Origin of the sequence: Gemelliphila asaccharolytica, assembly GCF_001553005.1 — a bacterium.
GTDB lineage: Bacteria > Bacillota > Bacilli > Staphylococcales > Gemellaceae > Gemelliphila > Gemelliphila asaccharolytica.
The window spans coordinates 1-21,190 of record NZ_KQ959873.1; the positions used below are offsets into that span (position 1 = coordinate 1).

Consider the following 21,190-nt stretch of genomic DNA (forward strand, 5'->3'; position numbering starts at 1 on the left):
TTAAACCAGTACCATTCTCCATTTATTTGTCCCCATTCATTTGCTGGGTAACTTCCGTCAGAATTTTGGTACCACCAACCTACCGAATTTTTAATCCATCCATTATTTTCTAAATTTTTTTCTGTAGCACTTGCTGAAAAGCTAGGTATCACCATACTAAAAGCTATCAAACATGGAGCTAGACATTTTTTTATTTTTCTATACCCATATTTTGGCTTTTTAGTTATTTGCAAATTTTTTTTAACTTTTAAAAACTCTTTGAATTTTTTCATTTTTTCTCCTTCTTCTCCCTACTTTAAAAGTATATCAAAAATAAAAACAGTTATAAATATCAAAATAAAAAAATATCAACCTCAAAAATTAGTATTTTTTAAATTTTGTGTTGATATTTCTTATTTTTATTTTTTCTTTGATTTTAAAACTGGTTTACTCTCTAAATCGCTTATCAACTATTATATAGTAAGACCAAAATTTTTTAAAATATTTTATAGGTAGATTTTTGCACAACCTATTTTTCTAAAAATTTTATTGTATCTATCATTTCTTTCATAATTTTTACATTATGAACTCTTACTATTTTCGCTCCTCTATGTATAGCTTCTAAAGAAAGAGTAGCACTAACTATATCTCTTTGTTTAGGTAAGGTATTTCCTCCTAAAATAAAATCTGTTGTTCTTTTTCTACTTGCAGCATATAAGATTGTATAGCCTAGCTGATTTATCTGGTTTAACATTTTTGTAATCAATAAATTTTCCTTTGCTCCCTTATTAAATCCAATTCCTGGATCTACTATGATGTTTTCTTTTTTCAAACCTGCCTTATGACATATATCTATTCTTTCTTTTAACCCTTCTAAAACAGAAAAAATTTCTTCCCCTTCTTTTACTCCTTCATTATGCATGATTACGATAGGAACATCATATTTTACAGCAACTTCTGCCATATTATTTCCTTTTGCACCATAAACATCATTTAATATATCTGCTCCACATTGCATTGCAATTTCAGCCACTTCTTTTTTATATGTGTCGACACTGATTAATATATCAGGAAATTCTTTTCTTATGTCTGGTAGAATTTGCTTTAATCTCGTGATTTCTTCTTCTTTTGATATGGTAGTAGCTGTTGGTCCAGTAGATTCACACCCGATATCTATTATATCCGCTCCTTCATTTATCATTTTTTTCACTTGATTAATAGCACTTTCCTTATCAAAAAAATCTCCACCATCTGAAAAAGAGTCCGGTGTGAAATTTAATATTCCCATAATTAAATATTTTTTTTCTTTTATTAATTTTTCTATTTTATTCATTTTTACCTACTTTTCTAATATATATTTTCTTACTTCAGATATAAGATATAGTGAACCACTAATTATAAATGTTTCTTGCTCTTTTAATTTAGGTAGCAAATCTTCTAAAGCTATCTTATAGTCATCATATTCTTTTACTTGTTTTTTGAAACTTTTTGCTAATTTTTCTAGATTAGTTTTTTTTATCTGAATAGGAACATTAACAACATAGAATTCTGCATTTATAGTTGATAATTTTTCAATCATTTTTTCATAGTTTTTATCTTCTAAAATACCAACTAATATTTTTAAATTTCTTAGTTTGCTTTTTTTTATGTATTTTACTAAACTTTCTATTCCATCCAAATTATGAGCACCATCTATTAATATATTTGTTTTTATCCACTCTAATCTGCCAAGCCAAAATGTTTCTTCTAGTCCTTCTTTTATTTCTAAATCTGTTAAATATATTATATTTTTATCTCTAAGTGTTAAAATAGCTTCTAATGCTAAACTTGCATTATAAATCTGATATTCACCTAACATCTTGATTTTTATATTTCTTATGTTTTTATATGAAAATTTATTATATTTTACATTTATTTCTTCTAATTTTATGTCATTTAAATTTATAATTTTTAAACTAGCATTTTTTTCATCGGCAATTTTTTTTATAACTTCTATAGCACTTTTTTTATTATTTTGAACTATTACACAATCATTTTCTATAATTATTCCTGCTTTTTCATAGGCTATTTTTTCTATTGTATCACCTAATATTTTTGTATGGTCTAAAGCTATTTTTGAAATTATTGATATGCATTTTTCACTAAAAATGTTGGTAGCATCAAATCTCCCACCGAGTCCTACTTCCATAATTGCAAAATCTACTTTATTTTTTTCAAAATATAAAATTGCTATTATTGTTAAAATTTCAAAAACTGTAATTCTATCATCTTCACTTTTGAAATTTTTATTCCATATATCTAGTATTTTATTATATGTATCATACATTTCTACAAAACTGATATATTTATCATCTATTCTTATTCTATCGTTAAAGCTTTCCATACTAGGACTTACATACATTCCTACTCTATACCTTTTTTTTAGAATACTATTTATATAAGAAGCAACAGACCCTTTACCATTAGTCCCAGCAATATGAATTACTTTTAATTTTTTTTCAGGATTTCCTAAAATTTTAAGAATATTTTTAATTCTATGAAGTCCTAATTTCATTCCACTTCTTTCTATTTTAGAAACCCTATTTATTATTAAATCTTCTGCTATTAGTTCTAATATAAAATTTATTTCACTTTTATTTATATTTTTTAAATCTCTATAAATTTTTTCTTTATCATTAGAGCTAAAAGCACTCTCAACTTCTTTTGTATAGTTATTACTTTCTATTAATTTTTTTTTGTAAAATTCTAAGTTCATTTTTTTATCTCCTAATAACAAACTAATTTTACTACGAATTTCTTAAAAATGAAAGTTTTATAATCAAATAATAAAAAAAGATATACAAAATATATAAATTATTGTATATCTTTTTTGTTAATTATGCTTTTTTAAAAAATTTTTGATTGACTTTATCTACTATAGAAGCAAGTGCTGCATCTCCAGATATATTACATGCTGTACCTAAACTATCTTGAGCTATATAAAGTGCGATCATAAGTGATAACATTATTTCATTAAATCCTAAAATAGACTGTAACACCCCTAAAGCTGCCATTACTGCTCCACCAGGAACTCCAGGTGCTGCTACCATAGTTACTCCTAACATTATAATGAAATGTGCCATCATAGCTGCTGGTGGGAAAGTTCCTGCGTGTTGTAACCAAAATACAGCACTAGCACAAGTTGTTAATGTAATTGTACTACCTGAAAGGTGAATTGTTGCAAATAGTGGTATTGTAAAATTAGCAACAGATTTATCTACACCCATTTTTTTAGTACATTCTAAAGTTACTGGTATAGTTGCTGCAGATGATTGAGTTCCGACTGCTGTAGCGTATGCAGGTAGTATTTTTACAAGCATAGCAAATGGATTTTTTTTGTTTAATCCTCCACCTACTGAATACTGCAATATTAATATAAATATGTGTAATAAAATAATAACAACAAAAACATAAAGGAAAATTTTTAAAATTTTAAATACTTCTCCTGATACTGTTATATTTGCAAAAACTCCCATGATGTAAAAAGGTAATAAAGGTATTATCATTTTATTTAATAATAAACTTATTATCTCTCCAAACTCGTCAAAGGCTTTTTTCATTCCTTTTAATTTTAGTGATGATATCCCTATCCCTATAACAAAAGATAAAATAAGGGCAGTTGTTACACTAAATACAGGAAGCATTTCTATTTTTATATATCCTGAAAGTAAAAGTTCCTCTGGATTTTCTAAACTTGCTAATGTCGCACCACTTAAAATACTAGGAAGGACATTTTTTGCAACTAAAAAGGCTATTGTTCCTGCTATAACTGTAGATACATAAGCAATTAATGTTGAAGCTCCTAAAAGCTTACCAGCATTTCCTGCTACTTGACTAATACCAGGCACAATAAAGCCGACAATAATAAGTGGAATAACAAATCCTAAAAATGAACTAAAAATTCCAGAAAATGTAACTAACACCTTAATTATATATACAGGTAAAATTTTACCAAACACAATTCCAAGAATAATACCTAAAATTAATTTTGCTAATAAAGGTAATTTTTTATAAAGACTCATGATTTTCTCCTTTTTTTTATTTTTATTTGTACTCCTGAAAAATACATATGTACATTATATATCAGTTTCATTATTTTGTAAAGAAAAAATCTAAAAATTTAAAATTTTTTGTTTTTTATAATATTTTTTGTTTTAATTGATATATTAGTATTTTCATAAGTATTGTGACCTATTATATACTTAAAAATAAAATTTGTAAACTATAAATTAATTAATTTTTTAAAATTTTCTGAACTTTTAGTTATTTTAAGTTAATTATCTAACACTATTTATTTTTATATTTATCTTATATATTATTATTAAATTAAAAAAACTTTGAGAAATTATCTCAAAGTTTACTTTAAATACTCTATATTTTTTTCTTTTAAATAGATCTTTTTCCATTTGAAGCCTTGCATTAAACCTTCAATACTGCCAAATCCATAACTTATATGAATTAAGAATATCAAAAGTGGCAATAAAAAATTATATTTATTATTTTCATTCTTAAATATTGTGTAAATACTTAAAAAAATTATAGGTATAAAATAGCACAATAACAATATTATAAGTGGTAAATAGGTAAATATCGTTAAAAATAATGTTAAAATTAATGCTAAAACAAAACAAAAAGGTGCGAAATGGAATATTGAAAAACATTTTGGATAAATATGACTAACTCTTCCTATCCAAAGTCCATTTGAAAATTTCTGTTTCAACATTTTTTTAAAATTAGGTCTTGTATATTGATAAGAAAGAATATTATTATTATAAGCTATCTTATAACCATGTTTTCTTATTCTATAATGAAGCTCATTGTCCTCTACTCTTCCTACTTTTTCATCTAAAAGACCAACTCGTTCAAAAACTTCTCTTTTATACATCCCTTGAAAAACACTTTTTACGTATTTTATTTTATTGTTATCAGATTTTTTCCTATAATTAGCTATTCCACTTCCAAAAACATTTTCTTCTACCAATAACAATGTCTTGGAAAAAGCATCATCATTTTCTATTATATTAGGTCTTGGACCACCACAAACTTTTTCTCCACTTTCTATAGTTTTTACATTTTGATAAATAAAATCCTTTGTTATATGTGAATGACAGTCTACCTTTAAAAAAGCTTCTCCTGTTGCTTTTTTTATTCCTATATTCATTCCAGCAGAAAGAATTTTTTTAGGATTTTTTAATAATAAAATTTTCCTAAACTCTTTGTTACTTTTTTTAAATTTTTCTAATATATCAAAGCTTTTATCATCAGACATTCCATCTATAAAAATTAGTTCTATTTTTTCTTTCGGATAAGTTTGGTTTTTAAAATCTTCTATAAGTTTTGGTAGGTACTTTTCTTCATTCAATAATCCTACAATCACTGAAACTATCATTTTCTATTCTAAAAAGCATTATCATGCAATATTACTTTTTTATCTGTAATATATAGATAATCTTGTAATTCCCTTTCTATTATTTTTACTTCTTCTTTATACATTTCATTTTCATAAATTTTTATGTTTCTTATAGATATATCTGGATTAAAATATCTTCTTTTGTACTTATGATTATCTTTTTCTAAATTAAGATATTTTTCAATATCAGAAACAGTTTTATCATAATAAAATACTAAATCTTCAAAATTTATATAAAGACAATCTATATTTTTTCTTTCGGCTTCCCTCATATTTTTATAATATTTACAAAATTCATTTACATCTAAAGGATAAAGTACAGGAACTTCTTTAGGTGTCCAGACATACTTATTCATTATAAATACATCTCTGGGATCTCTTTTTACAATAATAGTTTTTATATCAAGATATTTTTGATATTTTTTTATTCTATGGGCATTATGAGGTAAAATAAATTGATCTAATACTATATTTTTTTTATTTGAATTTTGGTTTAAAAGACTTATAAAGTCTAAAATAAATTTACTTGTATATCTATAAAAATCTTCTTCTTTTATAAATGAATATTCAATATTAAATTTATCTAATTTATCAGGTTTTTTTAAAATTTTTCTTATTTTATTTTTTATAGCTCTTTTATAAAGTTTATATCCCTTATATTTTTCATGATAATACCAAACTCCGATAAAATTAGAAGTTTTTATATTTTCTATATAGTTTTCAAGCAATTCTAAGTATTTTTTTGACACATTTTTCTTATAATTTCCCGGCCAATATCCTCTAAGAGAATATAAATCTGTCATTTCTTTTCTAAAAGTTTTTATTGCTTCATCACTTCTTAAAGCATTATTATTTAAGAGAAGTTTATCTTCAAAATCAAATACTCCAAAAGGCATATGCATAAATATATACTCAAAGTCCTTATTATCTACATTTATGTTATCATATTCTCTAAGTAAATCTCCTACTGCAGAAGATCCGCTTCCCATATATCCTGTAGGTACTATTATTTTAGTCATTATCAATTTCCTTCAATAATTCTTTTATTTTTTTTATTTGTTCTTCAATACTGTATTTTTTTACAAAATCAAGGCAGACTTCTTTTTGAATTTTTCTTTTTTCTCTAGGTAAAAGCAATTCACTAAAAAGATAATTTTCTATTTTCTTATCACTTTCACTTACAAAACCACATTTCCCTTCGTTTGAAAGTTCTTCGCTTCCTCCAACTTTAGTTGATACAAAACCTACTCCAAGAGCTAATCCCTCTACAAATACAGTAGGAAATCCTTCAGCTTCTGATGTTAAAGTAACAAATGAAGCTTTTTTTATATAAGGATAAGGATTTTTTTTATAACCTAAAATAAACATTTTCTCTGATAAACAATGTTTTTTTATAAAATTTTTAAGCCAATTTTCTAATTCACCTTCACCTATAAAATAAATTTTTTTATCTAGTCCTCTTTTTATAAGAGAAAGATATATATTAGCTAATCTCTTAACTCCCTTTGCTTCTTCTAATCTACCTATAAATAATAAACTATCCTCTTCAAAATTAATATTTTCTTTCGCTTTTTCTCTCATGGTTAAAAAATCATAACCATTATAAATTGTAACTATTTTATCTTTATATTCTGGATAAACTTCTTCGATACTTTCTCTTGTTTTTTTAGAGATAGCAACTATTTTATTTACATATTTTAAAGATTTTCTATATTTTTCTCTATTTTTTTTCTCTTTTTCATCTAAAAGATTTTCTATACTACCGTGATTATATGCTATACTTTTAACTTTTTTATCCATCAAATATGCAGGATAAAGATAATTAAAAGCTATTTCATAGTCATATTTTTTTTTTACACGCATTTTTTTCATTAACATTGGTGCTATCTCAAAAAAAATTCTACTTATTAAATAAGGTATTCTTTTTTTATTTATTTTATCGAGAACTGGATATAATAAATTTACATTGTCTCCAAAATTTTCTATATGATTTTTATATTTCATTACCTCTAATATATCAATTTCATAATCTTTTGATAAATTTCTTGTAATATTTGCTAGTATTTTTTCACTTCCTCCCCCACTTGTTGCAGTCCAAGGAATAAATAATATTTTTTTCATATTTTACCTAATCTTTCTAAGATGTTTTTTTAGTCTTATTAAAATTCTGACTAAATTTCTATCATCTTTTTTTATTATTTTTAAAATAATTCTTTTTATTATGTTTTGTTTTTTCAAATATTTATTTTTATTCCATGAAGGAAAATTTTTATTAACATAAGATAATAGCTCATCTAAAACTGTTGATTTTTTGTCTATTAAGACTATGTCCACATAAGCTACATAAAGCATATGATGAATAAAAAGGTATTCTAACTCTTCTTTATATGTTTCAAAAGCTCCTTTTTCTTTAAAGTATTTTTCAATATCTGTTAAAGAAAGAAATATATCTCTTTTCCTTTCGATATTTTTGCTTGTCATTATAGAATTATCATTTATATAATACTTGTAAATAGGTATGTTATAAAAACTCATTGAAGTAGCATTTAATAAAGATTTTATAGTAAAATTTAAATCTTCTCCAACAGAAATATTTATTAACTTTAATAAATTTTGTTTTAAAAATTTCACTTCAAAAACAAATTTCCACATTGCTCCTGCTTGTAAGAGTAATTCTTTTTTTTCTATTAATGCTATATTTTTTAAATATTCTATAGGAGTTATATTTTTATAGTAATGTTTAGGTTCTTTAATCATATAATTAAACATGGTTACATCTTTTTTTTCTAATTCTAAAATATTATTTAAAGAATCATCTAAAATCTCATCATCTACATCTATAATCCACAGATATCTTCCATTTGCTTTATCTATAGCATAGTTTCTAACAGAACTTACTCCTCCATTTGTTTTATTTATAATTTTATAATTTTTTATTTTATTTTCATACTCTTTCAATATTTCTAAGCTATTGTCTTTTGAACCATCATTTATTGCTAAAATTTCTATTTCCTTATCACCTTGATATTTTTTTTTTGCTTTTATTATAGAATCAAGACACCTTTTTATATAGTTTTCTCCATTATAAACAGCTATTGCTATAGTTAAATACATTATATCTCCTAATTTATCAATGTTATTAAAATTATACCATAAGAATTTAAATTTAAAAATATTTTTAAAAAAACTGACTCCTAAAGCGAATCTTTAATTCTAACTTTAAGGGACAGTTTTTCATTAGTTATCTTATAGAAATATTTTTATTTTTTCTTAGCCAATATTTCATGAAGTTTATTATAATCACTAATATTATCTATTTCATAAATACTTTCATTGTCAAGTTCTCTTACATAAACATCTAGTTTATTAATGTTATCTTTCACCATGTTATCCCAGTAAATGTCTTTATATGTTCCATTTTTATAAGCTTCATCAATAAAAGACACTATTTTTTTGGCTGTATCCTTATCCCAATATGATACTCCACTTAAAATTCTGCCAGCCTTACTATCTACTACTATATCTTTTACTTTCATATTTTTATCATAGATTAAAAACCATTCATTTTCACAATTTTCTCTATAAACTGCAAAATAAGTCGAACGATTAATACTAGAATCAAAAATATTTTTGAATATATAATTATCTGCATCGATTACATAAGCATTTTCCAAGTATTGCTTAACTAAAAAAAGTGAATAAAAATTATTATAAATATTATATTTATCATTATAAACTAATTTAATATTATACTTTTCTTTTAGATAATTAAATTGCTCTTTTAAATATCCAACTACTACTATTATTTCATTAATTCCTTTTTCTTTTAGATATTCAATTTGATATTCTATTAATGGTTTACTTTTTATTTTTATTAAAGATTTTGGTGTATTATTTGTCATAGGTCTAAGTCTTGTTCCTAGTCCTGCTGCTAAAATTATTGCTCTCATTTATTCTCCTATTTTCTTCTCTTTTATTATTACATATACTCCTAAAATAATTATTAGAGAAGTTATTATAGTTTTTATTGTTAAATCGCCTTGTAGAAAAATAGCTGAAAATATTACTGTCCAAACCACGTAACTGACATTTAAACCTGTTGCTTTTGATGGTTGAAGGTGATTTATCGCCATATAATATAATAAGTATGATATCATATTAGCTATTACCATAGCAAATATTACTAAAGAAAAATTAACTTCTTTAACAAATGAAAAATCTTGTTTATTAAATATTAAAATTATTGCATACATTAAAAACGATGTTATTTGTCTTATTAGTAACGCTTCTGCCGGTTTTAAATTATTACTCATAGCATAAGATGATAAGACACTTTCACTTGCCCAAGATACTGCACAAATAAGGGCACAAAATACACCTATATAAAGGTTATTTCCCTTTGTTGTTTCGAAAGTTTGAGCAAAAAGTCCTACTACTATTAAAATTATTCCTATTAAAGTACTTTTCCTTACTTGATGTTTCAAAAATAACACCGATAATATTACTGCAACAGCAGGATAAATAGCAGTTACAGAAGAAGTTAATCCTGCACCTATGTATTTTACTGCATAGAGATTAAATTGCATTCCTAAAGGTCCTGCTAAAATAGCTGCAAAAACAACAGCATAACTTTTCATACTTTTAAAAATTTTAAAATCTATTTTTCCATACTTGAATATAATTACTGCTCCCAAAAATATAATACTAAAAAAATCATGAAAAAATGAAACTAAAAAAGGTGATACATCAAATAAAATAAACATTAATCCACTTAATGTCAGTCCAACTCCCCAAAAAAATCCAGAACCTAAAGCTATATATATTCCCTTACTTTTTTTCATAAACTTCCTTATACTCCTTTAAATTTTTTAACATTCTATTATATCTATCTATTCCATATGTTCCAAAATTATCTCCTTGTTCCTCTTTATATATTGTCCATATACTCCAAAGATGATCTTGTAAAATTTTGAAAATTAGTATCTTTTGAAAATTAATAGGAGTTTCTTCTGTTTTATAAAAACTTAAAAATTCCCCCTCTTCTTTTTTAGTAAAATCAGACTCAATAAATAGTGCTGCTATATCCCACATTGGATCATTTATTCCACAGTATTCCCAATCAATCAAATAAATCTTCCCATTTTTATCCTCTATAAAATTTTCAGGGACAAGATCCATATGACAATTTTTTTCTTCAATTCCCAAACAATTTAAATCTTTTTTTAATTGTAGGGTTTTATTTCTTATTTTTTCATAATAAGGAAAATCTATTTTTTTCTCTATTAAATTTTCATATTTTTCAATTTCTTTAAAAATATCAAATTTAGAATTAAACTTTCCTTTAGATAAATGAACTTTTCTTAAAATATTACTTATCTCTAATAATTTTTCTTTTATAGTTTGTTTATCAAAAGTTTTTGCATCGTCTATATATTCATTTATTTGTATACCCTCATTTGTATCAAATGAATAATTTTCTACATCAAGCCCTATATCTTTTACTATAGGTAAATTTTGTTTTTCTAATTCTCTATTTATTAATTTTTCAGTTCCTTTACCAAAAAATTTAAAAATGTATTTTTTTTTGTCTGTTTCTACTATATAATTATTATTCGTCATCCCTCCTACCTTTTTTATATCTAAAACGTGTTCCGAAAATTTTTCTTTAAAAATATTTTTTATTTTATTATTTTTCAAAATAAAGCTCCCTTTTTATTATAATTAATATTTCACCTCATTATAGCACAAATAATAAGGTGTGTTAATATTTTAATTAATCAAATTATATGATATAATTGAATGATATTTCAATTAGGAGACTAAGTATGAAAAGTTTAAAAATTAATGCTTTGGCTAGTATTATTGTTAGAGTTTTAAATATTATTTGTCCTCTCATTACAGGACCTTATATTTTAAGAATATTAGCTAAAGAAAATTTAGCAATTTTTGATTCAGCTAATTCTATTGCATCATTTTTTATTCCTTTAGCTACTTTAGGTATTTATACTTATGGTATGAGATCTGTAAGTAAAGTAAGGAACAAAAAAAATGAAAGAAATGAAGTTTTTTCTGAGCTTTTTTATATCTCTATCTTTTCAACCTTTTTTACTGCTTTAATATACTATATTTATATTTTTAATTTTATTAAATATACTAGTAATATCCAATTTTACATTTATATTATATTGGGATTTCAGATAATTTCTCAATTTTTATATATAGAATGGGTCAATGAAGCCTTAGAAAACTATACTTTTATCCTTTACAAAACCATTTTTTTAAGACTTTTTATGATAACTATGATATTTTCATATATTAAAAAAGTAGATGATATTATTCCCTACACTCTTATTATGGTATTTAGTGAAATTTTAAATCTCTTAATTAGTTTTGTTTGGATAAAAAAAGATATAAAATTAGTAAAAGTTAATATCAAAAAAACTCTAAAGCTATTGATACCACTTTTTACTATGGTTTTACTATCAAATATTAATATGCTTTACACTTATCTAGATAAATTATTTCTTACAAAAAGCCCTGTAAGTACTAATATTTCTGATTATGTTGTAGGTTTTAATATAGTCATGCTTATAATTAGTGTTATAAGTGGTGCTATTAGTGTTAATATTCCTAGGCTTAGTTTTTATTTAGGTGAAAAAGATTATAATTCATATAATGATTTACTAAATAAAGGAAGTAGGATTTTTCTATTTTTTACTATTCCTATAAGTTTTGGTCTTATGATAATAGGTACAGAAACTACTCTTATCTATGGTGGCAACAAATTTTTAACTGCAGGTATTGTAACTAGCATTTTTGCAATTAGAAGTATTATTTGGACTCTCGATAATATACTTGGCATTCAAATAATATTTATAAAAGGATATGAAAAGAGTTTAACTATTTTTATAACTATAGGAGGAATAATAAATTTAATTTTAAACTATGTTCTTTATAAATTAAATTTATTTTTACCACAATATTTTGTTATTACTACAATAATTGCAGAAACAATAGTAGTTATAACTTATATAATATTTATTACAAAAAATAATATTGCATCTCTTAAAACTATTTTTAAATATACTTTTAAATATACTTTAGTAGCTAGTAGTTTTATTATAATAAGTATAATTTTAAATTATATTTTCCCTTACGAAAAAATATTTAGTTTAAAATTAATTTTTATGACTTTTATTAAAATAATTATTTGCTCTTTAACTTATATTTTGATTTTATATCTACAAAAAGATGTAATAATAGATCAAGTTTTATCATTCATAAAAACAAAAATAAAAAAACCACTTTAAATTTAAGGTGATTGTGAAAATTTGGTTGTTAAATCAAAATTTTTACAATCACCTTATTTTATTAAAGTAGTTATTTTTATTTGTAATAAACATCAATTCCATGTGGCGGTATTTGTTTATCTTTTGGTGGAGGAGTCATATAATCTCCATAAATACCAGTTAAAATTATATGATAATTTTTAGGTACATAAAATTGTTCTTTTTCAAATTCTAATTTTATTACACCTTCGTATATTCCTGATTCAAAGACTTCATTACTATCTCCACAAGCTATAAATCCTTCTAATTTCCCATTAGGGGTAGTATTATTTTTAATTAATTTAAGAATTAATTTTGTGAAAAATCTTGGTTTCACAAAATATAAAATGTAAAATAAAATAATTCTCATCCACTTTTTATAATAAACATTAGAAAGATCAAGATATTTTCGTTTTCTATAACAAACAGATTGAAGAATAGTTAAAAATTTTATTTTTTTGATAAATTTGGTATCATTAAATTTATCAATTGGAAAAACATCTACAAAACAAGACGTATCTTGACGTTCTTTTTTATATTTATCAGGTATTATAGTCGTATTATCAATGACTACTAAAAAAGGATTATAATACCATGAAGTATTTTCTTAATTCCATACTTCATACTTATCATTTTTTTTATTTTCACAAATTTTTATAAATTTTTCATAATCTTCTCTCGGCATAGATATATCTACATCATCATCCCAAGGAATAAACCCCTTATGCCTTACTGCTCCAATTAAGCTACCATAATTTAAAAAATAAGTTAAATTATTTTCTTTACAAACTTTATCAATATATTTTAATATACCAATTTGAACTTCTCTTAATTCTTCTAATGTTAATTTTTTCATTTTTCTCTCCATAAAATCATTATATTTATAATAACATAATTTTAATTAAGATAATATAAAAAAAATAAAAAAATAGTTTCTATTTATAAAAAAAATGCTATAATTTATTTAAAAAGGAAGTTATTATGAAATTTGAACCATTTAAAAAAATTAGAAGATCAACTGCTACATCTTCTTTTAAAAGAGAAGTGTATAAAAAATCTAATTCCTTCTATTCTGATAAAGGTATCGGGTTAGCTAAAGATTCAGAAAGATTAATTAAAAATAAAATATATCAAAAAACTTCTTTTGATTCATTAAAAAAATTAAAATCTAAAAATTATGACTATATTGATGAAAATTATATTGAAGAGACCTATGACGATGACTTTCTAACATCTCTTGATAAAAATGAAAACCTCTACATAGATTCTTATAATGAAATAAGAGATGAAGTTTATCTGTACGATTTCTATCGAAACAAAAAAATAGATTCAAATATAAAATATAATAATAAAAATTTTTATTACTCTAACATTTTAGAAATGAAAAAAATTTCCAAAAAAATCTTATTTTTATGAGGAAGAACTGTCTTCTATACGCGAATATAAGGATATAAAGCTTCCTTTTTCTAGTATAATTGTAGCAACTATTTTTTTTTACAATTATATCAGGGCTAATTTTTGGTGCTAATGTTGCTACTTATACTTTTTTAATTATATTTTTTTACTTATTATCTATAATTTAATTTTTTTTGTAGTAATAATATTCAAACCAGAATTACAAATTACTGATAAAATTAAGACAAAATTAGAAGATTTTCAAATAGAAAATGTAAATAAAAAATTTTGTTATCTTATCTTTATGCATAATAAATATGCTAAAGCTATGAATGTGAAAGATTTAGATTGCTTTTTTACTAATTTAAAAGATGCTAATGAATACTTAAATTATTCTGAAAAAATAAAAAAACTCTATCACATTCCTGATAATAATTTAGATAATATTATAAATAATATTTCAGATTATAAAAATAAACTATTTGATAATTTTATCACTTTATATACTAAAGAAAAATTACTTAAATACTCTGATGAAATGAACAACAAAGATATTGACTATATAAAAAATAAATAATTTTTTAATTTATTTAAAAAACTCAGTTTCTACTAGCACTATTATAAGCTAATTAAAAACTGAGTTTTTTTTTATAATTTATAAGAAATCACAGAAAGAATATTTTTATCAAAATTATTTAGATTTTGTAATACTTTTTCAAAATTTCTATATCTTGTAAGTCCATATTCTTCTATAAAGACTACATTTTTTAAATTAACAAAATCTTTCACTTCTTTCGGCAAAATAACTTGTATTCCTTTATTTAAAAGTCTTAATTTTATTTTATTAGATGATGTTATGAGCGTGACATCTTCTTTATAATAACTTTTAACTATATTTATATCACTGTCTTTATCTATATCAAAGATTTTTTTTATTTCTTTGTATTTATTAAAATCTCCTAATCTATTTATTGTTGGATTAAATATGTATATTAAAAAATTTAATCCAGCAACTAATACAACTGACAATATAAAGACTATAACAAGTTTTATTATAAGTGAATTTCCACTATAAGACGTGTTAATAACTGCATCTTTTTTATCATCGGAATAAACTGTATTTAATTTTTCAACACTTACATCTTTGTATGTATTTTTATATTCATTTACTATAGAATCTATTTTAACTTCCATTAAAGTATTCAATTCTTTACTTGGAGTTAATATTTCTACACTTACTCCCTTATTTTCAGCTATAGGTGTTACGTAAACTTTCTTTTCCCAAAATTCTTTATTACTGCTTTTCAATGCTTTAACATCTGTTCCAAGGCTAGTTGCTATTTCTTTTAGTTTTTCTTCTTCTACTCCATTGAATAATAAAGCACCATTAATATTAGAAAAAATTAATTTTTCATAAAAATTACTATACCCTCCATATTTATCATTTGTTTTTTCTGGTATTCTTTCCTTTGTATCTATTTTGTATACCATATAACTTGAAAAATATGTATCACTTTTTTTACCTTCTTTTTTATTAAAAGTCTTATAAGATAAAGGTATAGAAACTAAAAGAAAAATAACTATTAATAAAATTAAATTTATTTTTAATTTTTTTCTTATATTGCAGAAAAGATCCGCTAATGAATAATATTCAAACATTTTATCTCCTTATTAAATAATTATTATTTTTTATTAAAAGTTTTGCTAAAAATATTACGAAAAATATTATTAGCCAAAATCCTATTGTAAATATATATGAAAATACTGATGAAAAGCTTCCTCTAGGCATAAAAAATATTTCTGTTACTATAATTAAAAATATAGTTGATAATACAATATTACCAGAATAAAATTTTCTTAGCATATATATAAATATAAAACCTAAAAATATTCCTATTAAAAATATTCCTAAATAGCCAAAATCTAAAAAATTCCCTATAATATAACTATCCCCTATTCCATGTCCATTCATATACTGGTCTTTAAAAAATAAATAAGACAAGTGATGTGCCAAACTATTACTTTCAAAAGCCATCTGGTGTTTATCAGTTGAAATTAATGGAGCAGAGTCAAAAATTATATTTCCAAGTTTTCCTCTATATAATGTATCTATAATACTTCCAAAACTATAATTTCTTATTTCTGTAATTGGCAAGTCTTTTTGATATATATACCCATTTGCTAATACATTAAAACTTGTACCTTGAGCATATAAAAAATCTAAAAGCATATCAAAAATATTGAAATTTACTACCTTAGCATTATCTCTAATATAATTCAAAGCTCCCATTAAAAGAACTATAGGAATAGTAAATATATAAATCAATTTTTTTTCTTTTCTACCAATCCATTTTCCCTTTTCTTGAGCATTTCTAACAAAATAATAAACAAAAGAAAATAATAAACTTAAAATAAATGGATTTCTTGTTCCTACTATTAATATTAAAAAGTTTGAAAAAACATAAGATATAAGAAACAAGGTAGCATAAAGTTTTTTAGGCTTTGTTGCTAAATACAATACTAATATAAATATTGCAAAGTTACCTAAATAGGTTATTATGGTAGGCAAGTGGCTTTTAAACGTTGCAAAATAAACATAATAGTCTTTTACTTTAATTTTATATAAGACTTTCTCTATATTCATAAGTATCAAACATGGATAAGTAAAAAAATAGAAAATAACACAAACAAATCTTATAGATTGCAAATAATTTTTTTTGTATAATTTTATCTTAACTTTTTTATTTTTATAAAAATGTGTAGTAACTACACTCCCTATAAATATAGATATTACAGCTATAATTAAAATAATAAGTGAAAATTTTACTGTTTGGCTATTATATCTTGTTATATATCCTAATCTAAAATAATCTATGGTAGGTCGAGAAAGCAAAAATATGTATGTTGAAATATAAAAAATTAAATTGATAATGTAATACTTTATATTAGTGAAAGTATGCAATATCAAAGTAATAAAAAGTACATTAGATGCCAAAAGCAACGTAATCATATTATCATCATACAAATATTTACAAAAAATCATAAAAAATATTAAATAGGCAACAAAAAGAGCTAATCCATGTATTTTCTTTGACGTTTTTAACAATTTTTATCACCTACTTTTTGTTTTTGCACTATATCTTTATATTTTTGTTCTAACATTTTACTTGCAAATTCCAGTTTATATTCTTTTAAAATATTTTCTTCTCTATCATAATTTTTTTCTATTTTTTTTATATTTTCTACCCACTTGTCAACTGAATCTATAGATAAGAATTTTGCTCTATTGCTTATTTTTATTTCTCTTGAAATATTTGACGAAAGTAATGTTTCAAGACCATTTGATTGCGATTCAACTGCAACCACGGGTACTCCTTCAAAAAAACTTGGCAACAAGAAAACATCCATTATATTATAATAAAGGCTTGTGTCATTAACTATACCTACATCTATGTAACTATCTGTTAAATTTAATTTTTTAATTTCTTTTAAAAAGTTTTCCTTTAGATCTCCTCCACCAATGGTAAGAAGTTTATAATCTCCTTCAGAATTTTCCTCATTTAATTTTTTTAAAATTTCTATTAAGAAAAATACGTTTTTTTCATCTCCAAATCTTCCTACGAAACCTAAGATAAAATCACTATTTTTTATATTATATTCTTTTTGAATCAATCTTTTTTTATCTTGTGAAAATTTGTACTTATCATAGTCAATTGCATTGTATATTATATTTTTTTCCTCAAATTTATTTCCAAACATCCATATACCTGCTTTTTTCCCACAAGCAAATTTTTCAACATTTAATTTTCTTATAATATATTTATTTACATAATCTAGTATTTTCCTAAGAATACCTTTAGGAGTAGATGTAGAGTGAGAATGGCATATAACTTTAGAATTTTTACTAAACATAGACAATAGGACAACTAAAATATTAGCCGCTGATTGCATATGTATATGTATAACATCATAGTTTTTCTCTTTAACTAATTTTAAGAATTTTTTAGAAAATAGTATAGTATTTTTTTTAAAATTAGGTAAGGTGTATATTTCTGATCCTAAATTTTTATATTTTTCACTAAACGCTATTCCCTCACCATATATATCTACAAAATCAAATGTAAATTCTTTTCTATTTATATTCAAATAATAATTTAAAACTAAATTTTCTACTCCTCCAGGATTTTTACTCATTCCTATATTAAGAACCTTTATAGTCATTTTTAGCTCCTCTATTAAAAAATTTTACTACAAAACTTCTTTTACTATTTTTTTATAAGTATCTATTATGTACTGAACATCTTCATCAGTAAGAAGTGTATTTAATGGTAAAGTTATTTCATTTTCATAGTATTTATATGCATTAGGGTAATCACTCATATCAAAGTCTTTTTTATATGCTGTAAGCAGAGGCAGAGGTTTATAATGCACATTAGCACTAATACCTTTTTCTGCTAATTTTACTATTATTTTATTTCTTTGCTTTATGTTAGCACCTTTAATGTGTGTAATATAAAGATGATGAGAAGAAAGATATTTTTCTGTTTTATGTTTTAAAAATGATATATTTGTACCTTCAAATGCTTTATCATACATATTGGCAATCTCATATCTTCTTTCTAGAAGTTTGGGATATCTTTTTAACTGAACTAATCCTATAGCTGCCATTATGTCAGTCATATTACATTTATAACCTGGTATTACTATATCATACTCCCATGAACCTGCTTTCATTTTACTAAGTGCATCTTTAGTTTGCCCATGTAAAGAATATATTTGAAATTCTTTATATAATTCTTCATTATCAAATTTTGGATTTTCTCTCCATGTAACACTTCCACCTTCTGCAGTAGTAAAGTTTTTTACAGCATGAAATGAAAATGCAGAGAAATCAGAGATACTTCCTACTTTTTTCCCTTTATAAACACTTCCCAAAGCGTGAGCAGCATCTGTAACAACAGCTATTCTACCCAATTTTTCTTGATATTTCCCATTTGGAACAAATAAGTATTTTTTTTCTTCTACTATTTTAAATATCCTATCATAATCACATGGTATACCACATAAATCTACTGGGATTATAGCTTTTGTTTTTTTGGTAATTTTTTCTGCTAATAAATCATAATCCATTTCAAAATTTTCTTTATTTATATCTACCAAAATAGGAGTTGCTCCTACGTGATAAATAACAGAACAAGAAGCAGTATAAGTAAGTGCTGGAACGATTACTTCATCTCCTTCTCCTATTTCTAATACTCTTAATATAAGCTCTAAGGCTGCAGTTGCAGAATTTAAACAAACTGTTTTGGGAGTGTTTGTGTATTCTGATAATTTTTTTTCAAGCATTTTTGTTTTTGGCCCTGTTGTAATCCAACCTGACTTCAAAACTTCACTTACTGCTTCTATTTCTTCGTTACTTATATCAGGTGGTGAAAATGGTATATTTTTTTTCATTTTTTCTCCTTATTTTATAATTATTTTTAATAATAAAATTTATATAGTATTTTTAATTATATCATATTTTTTGAAAAAGTGCTTTTTTAAAAAAATTTTTATCCACTTATCTTGAAAATAAAAAATAACATTTTAAAATATTCTAACTTTCTTCTATAATTTAAATTATATATAAAAGAATTAAATATATATTTTAAAATGTTTTTTTCTATCGTATAACTTCTATAAAAGTTTTTATCATAATTTTTATGTCTTCTAAAAAACTAAAATTTTCTAAATACTCTAAATTATATTTCATCTTTTGTGGCAAAATTTTTTCTATATAAATTTCATCAATAGTCATTTTACTAGAAGAATATTTGGTAAATTCATCATCTTCATCTTTGTAATTAATACTTGCTACTGAGGTGATACCAGCTGGCATCAGAAGTGTTGCATACATACTAGGAGTATATTTATCTACATACTTTTTCACTTCTGGCCTTGTGCCTACAAAACTCATATCTCCAATTAATATATTGATAAGTTGTGGCAATTCGTCAAGTCGAACTTTCCTAATTTTTTTCCCTACTCTTGTTATTCTTTTATCATCTTGTAAAGTAACGCTTGTTCCTAATTTTTCTGCATTTTTTACCATTGTTCTAAATTTAAAAATTTTAAATTCTTTTCCATATGTTGTTATTCTTTGTTGTCTATAAAAAATTTCTCCTTCACTATCTAATTTAATTAAAATAATTAAAATAAAAAAAATTGGACTTAATAAAATTAATAATAATAAAGCCAAAATTTTATCAAAAATTTTTTTCGTTACTAAAGATATTCTTTTTTTTCGTAAAATATCATAATAATATTTTACTTCTTCATTTTGAAATTTTTTGTCTAATTTTTTAAACTCTCTCATCTCTCACCTATATTATCTAATAATTATCTTTTTATTATATCATAAAAAGAGTAAAAAATAATTTCTAAAATAACTATATAAAATATTATAACCTTTTTTTGCTATTTAATTAAAAAAAGTTAGAAATTATCTAACTTTTTTAATAATCTTTTCTTCCCATTCTTTCATTAAGGTTGAACATTATTTTTGCAATTTTATATCCCCAGTTAGGATCTGTAGCATAATAAACATTCATTCCTCTTGTTTTATCTCCTAAAAATGCTCCTCTTGCTGGAAAACCTTCATTTTCTAAATAAGTATTATTTATAAATTTAGCTGCTCCTAATATTCCTGCATCTACTCCATCAAAAGAATACGCTGATTGGAATGGTGTGTTATCATATGCTGCTATTCCAAAAAAGTTGTTTTTTAAAATAGCTATTTGGCTTTTGCCCCAAGCACTTTCTAATCCTGCATGTGCTAATAAGTAAAGTGCATTTACTCCATATCTTTCTTCTGCAGCTTTGAAAGTTGCTCCTTTTCCTGCTAACTTACCATTATCTCCTCCCATTATAGAAATCATCTCATCTAATTCACTAGAAGTATAATTAGATGTTGATTTTAAATTTTTATATTGGAATGTGTTTATTGTAATTTCCCAGCATCCATTTTCATCTACATAATATCCATCTGGTGTGGTTGTGT

Annotated in this window: 19 protein-coding genes and 2 pseudogenes; 3 read left to right on the top strand and 18 right to left on the bottom strand. The window is 23.5% G+C overall.

The window, feature by feature from the left end; genetic code table 11:
* The 11 genes and pseudogenes from HMPREF1871_RS02845 to HMPREF1871_RS02895 all read right to left on the bottom strand — a co-directional run.
* A pseudogene (locus HMPREF1871_RS02845) lies at window positions 1–272 on the bottom strand (hypothetical protein); the annotation flags it as partial.
* A gap of 236 nt (window positions 273–508) precedes the next feature.
* Window positions 509–1,312, bottom strand: a complete 804-nt coding sequence (gene folP, locus HMPREF1871_RS02850; RefSeq protein WP_066129846.1) for a dihydropteroate synthase — start codon at window positions 1,310–1,312, stop codon at window positions 509–511.
* Between the two features lie 6 nt (window positions 1,313–1,318).
* A complete protein-coding gene (locus HMPREF1871_RS02855) occupies window positions 1,319–2,734 on the bottom strand; it encodes a bifunctional folylpolyglutamate synthase/dihydrofolate synthase (protein ID WP_066129849.1) in 1,416 nt (471 codons plus the stop codon).
* 121 nt (window positions 2,735–2,855) lie between these two features.
* Entirely contained in the window at window positions 2,856–4,040 is a 1,185-nt protein-coding gene (locus HMPREF1871_RS02860; RefSeq protein WP_066129851.1) for a dicarboxylate/amino acid:cation symporter, read from the bottom strand.
* Window positions 4,041–4,375: 335 nt separating this feature from the next.
* Complete coding sequence (locus tag HMPREF1871_RS02865) at window positions 4,376–5,407, bottom strand: glycosyltransferase family 2 protein (protein ID WP_066129854.1); 1,032 nt, start codon at window positions 5,405–5,407, stop codon at window positions 4,376–4,378.
* Window positions 5,408–5,415: 8 nt separating this feature from the next.
* Window positions 5,416–6,447: a hypothetical protein gene (locus HMPREF1871_RS02870; RefSeq protein WP_066129857.1), complete on the bottom strand. Its 1,032-nt coding sequence runs from the start codon at window positions 6,445–6,447 to the stop codon at window positions 5,416–5,418.
* A complete protein-coding gene (locus HMPREF1871_RS02875; RefSeq protein WP_066129860.1) occupies window positions 6,440–7,549 on the bottom strand; it encodes a glycosyltransferase in 1,110 nt (369 codons plus the stop codon). Before HMPREF1871_RS02875 ends, HMPREF1871_RS02870 begins: the two co-directional genes overlap by 8 nt.
* 3 nt (window positions 7,550–7,552) lie before the next feature.
* Window positions 7,553–8,542, bottom strand: a complete 990-nt coding sequence (locus HMPREF1871_RS02880; RefSeq protein ID WP_066129863.1) for a glycosyltransferase — start codon at window positions 8,540–8,542, stop codon at window positions 7,553–7,555.
* 146 nt (window positions 8,543–8,688) lie between these two features.
* A complete protein-coding gene (locus HMPREF1871_RS02885) occupies window positions 8,689–9,378 on the bottom strand; it encodes a sugar phosphate nucleotidyltransferase (RefSeq protein WP_066129866.1) in 690 nt (229 codons plus the stop codon).
* Window positions 9,379–10,269: a DMT family transporter gene (locus tag HMPREF1871_RS02890; protein ID WP_066129868.1), complete on the bottom strand. Its 891-nt coding sequence runs from the start codon at window positions 10,267–10,269 to the stop codon at window positions 9,379–9,381. It abuts the gene before it with no gap.
* Window positions 10,256–11,125 (bottom strand): choline/ethanolamine kinase family protein, encoded by an 870-nt coding sequence (locus HMPREF1871_RS02895; RefSeq protein ID WP_232297353.1) that lies wholly within the window; start codon window positions 11,123–11,125, stop codon window positions 10,256–10,258. The genes HMPREF1871_RS02890 and HMPREF1871_RS02895 overlap by 14 nt, the downstream gene beginning before the upstream one ends.
* A 128-nt stretch (window positions 11,126–11,253) precedes the next feature.
* Here HMPREF1871_RS02895 and HMPREF1871_RS02900 point away from each other — a divergent pair, with 128 nt between their 5' ends.
* Window positions 11,254–12,738: an oligosaccharide flippase family protein gene (locus HMPREF1871_RS02900; protein WP_066129871.1), complete on the top strand. Its 1,485-nt coding sequence runs from the start codon at window positions 11,254–11,256 to the stop codon at window positions 12,736–12,738.
* A 76-nt stretch (window positions 12,739–12,814) separates the two neighbouring features.
* Here the strand turns inward: HMPREF1871_RS02900 and HMPREF1871_RS06380 are convergent.
* Window positions 12,815–13,624 (bottom strand): annotated as a pseudogene (locus HMPREF1871_RS06380) (LicD family protein).
* Between the two features lie 113 nt (window positions 13,625–13,737).
* Here HMPREF1871_RS06380 and HMPREF1871_RS02915 point away from each other — a divergent pair.
* The gene (locus HMPREF1871_RS02915; protein WP_066129880.1) at window positions 13,738–14,172 is read left to right on the top strand and encodes a hypothetical protein; all 435 of its coding nucleotides are present in this window, start codon (window positions 13,738–13,740) and stop codon (window positions 14,170–14,172) included.
* Between the two features lie 307 nt (window positions 14,173–14,479).
* Window positions 14,480–14,728, top strand: a complete 249-nt coding sequence (locus HMPREF1871_RS02920; protein ID WP_232297354.1) for a hypothetical protein — start codon at window positions 14,480–14,482, stop codon at window positions 14,726–14,728.
* Window positions 14,729–14,799: 71 nt separating this feature from the next.
* On the opposite strand, the gene HMPREF1871_RS02925 is transcribed toward HMPREF1871_RS02920, so the two are convergent.
* The 6 genes from HMPREF1871_RS02925 to HMPREF1871_RS02950 form a co-directional block, all read right to left on the bottom strand.
* Entirely contained in the window at window positions 14,800–15,810 is a 1,011-nt protein-coding gene (locus HMPREF1871_RS02925; RefSeq protein WP_066129886.1) for a teichoic acid biosynthesis protein TarQ, read from the bottom strand.
* 1 nt (window position 15,811) lies between these two features.
* Window positions 15,812–17,257: an O-antigen polysaccharide polymerase Wzy family protein gene (locus tag HMPREF1871_RS02930; protein ID WP_066129891.1), complete on the bottom strand. Its 1,446-nt coding sequence runs from the start codon at window positions 17,255–17,257 to the stop codon at window positions 15,812–15,814.
* Window positions 17,251–18,372: a glycosyltransferase gene (locus HMPREF1871_RS02935; protein WP_066129894.1), complete on the bottom strand. Its 1,122-nt coding sequence runs from the start codon at window positions 18,370–18,372 to the stop codon at window positions 17,251–17,253. The genes HMPREF1871_RS02930 and HMPREF1871_RS02935 overlap by 7 nt, the downstream gene beginning before the upstream one ends.
* Before the next feature lie 27 nt (window positions 18,373–18,399).
* Window positions 18,400–19,605 carry a DegT/DnrJ/EryC1/StrS family aminotransferase gene (locus HMPREF1871_RS02940; RefSeq protein ID WP_066129897.1) on the bottom strand — a complete coding sequence of 402 codons (1,206 nt, stop codon included), beginning with the start codon at window positions 19,603–19,605 and terminating at the stop codon, window positions 18,400–18,402.
* 208 nt (window positions 19,606–19,813) lie between these two features.
* Window positions 19,814–20,506, bottom strand: a complete 693-nt coding sequence (locus HMPREF1871_RS02945) for a sugar transferase (RefSeq protein WP_066129901.1) — start codon at window positions 20,504–20,506, stop codon at window positions 19,814–19,816.
* A gap of 139 nt (window positions 20,507–20,645) precedes the next feature.
* Window positions 20,646–21,190: N-acetylglucosaminidase (locus tag HMPREF1871_RS02950; protein WP_198145751.1), on the bottom strand; the 545-nt coding region annotated here is incomplete at its 5' end.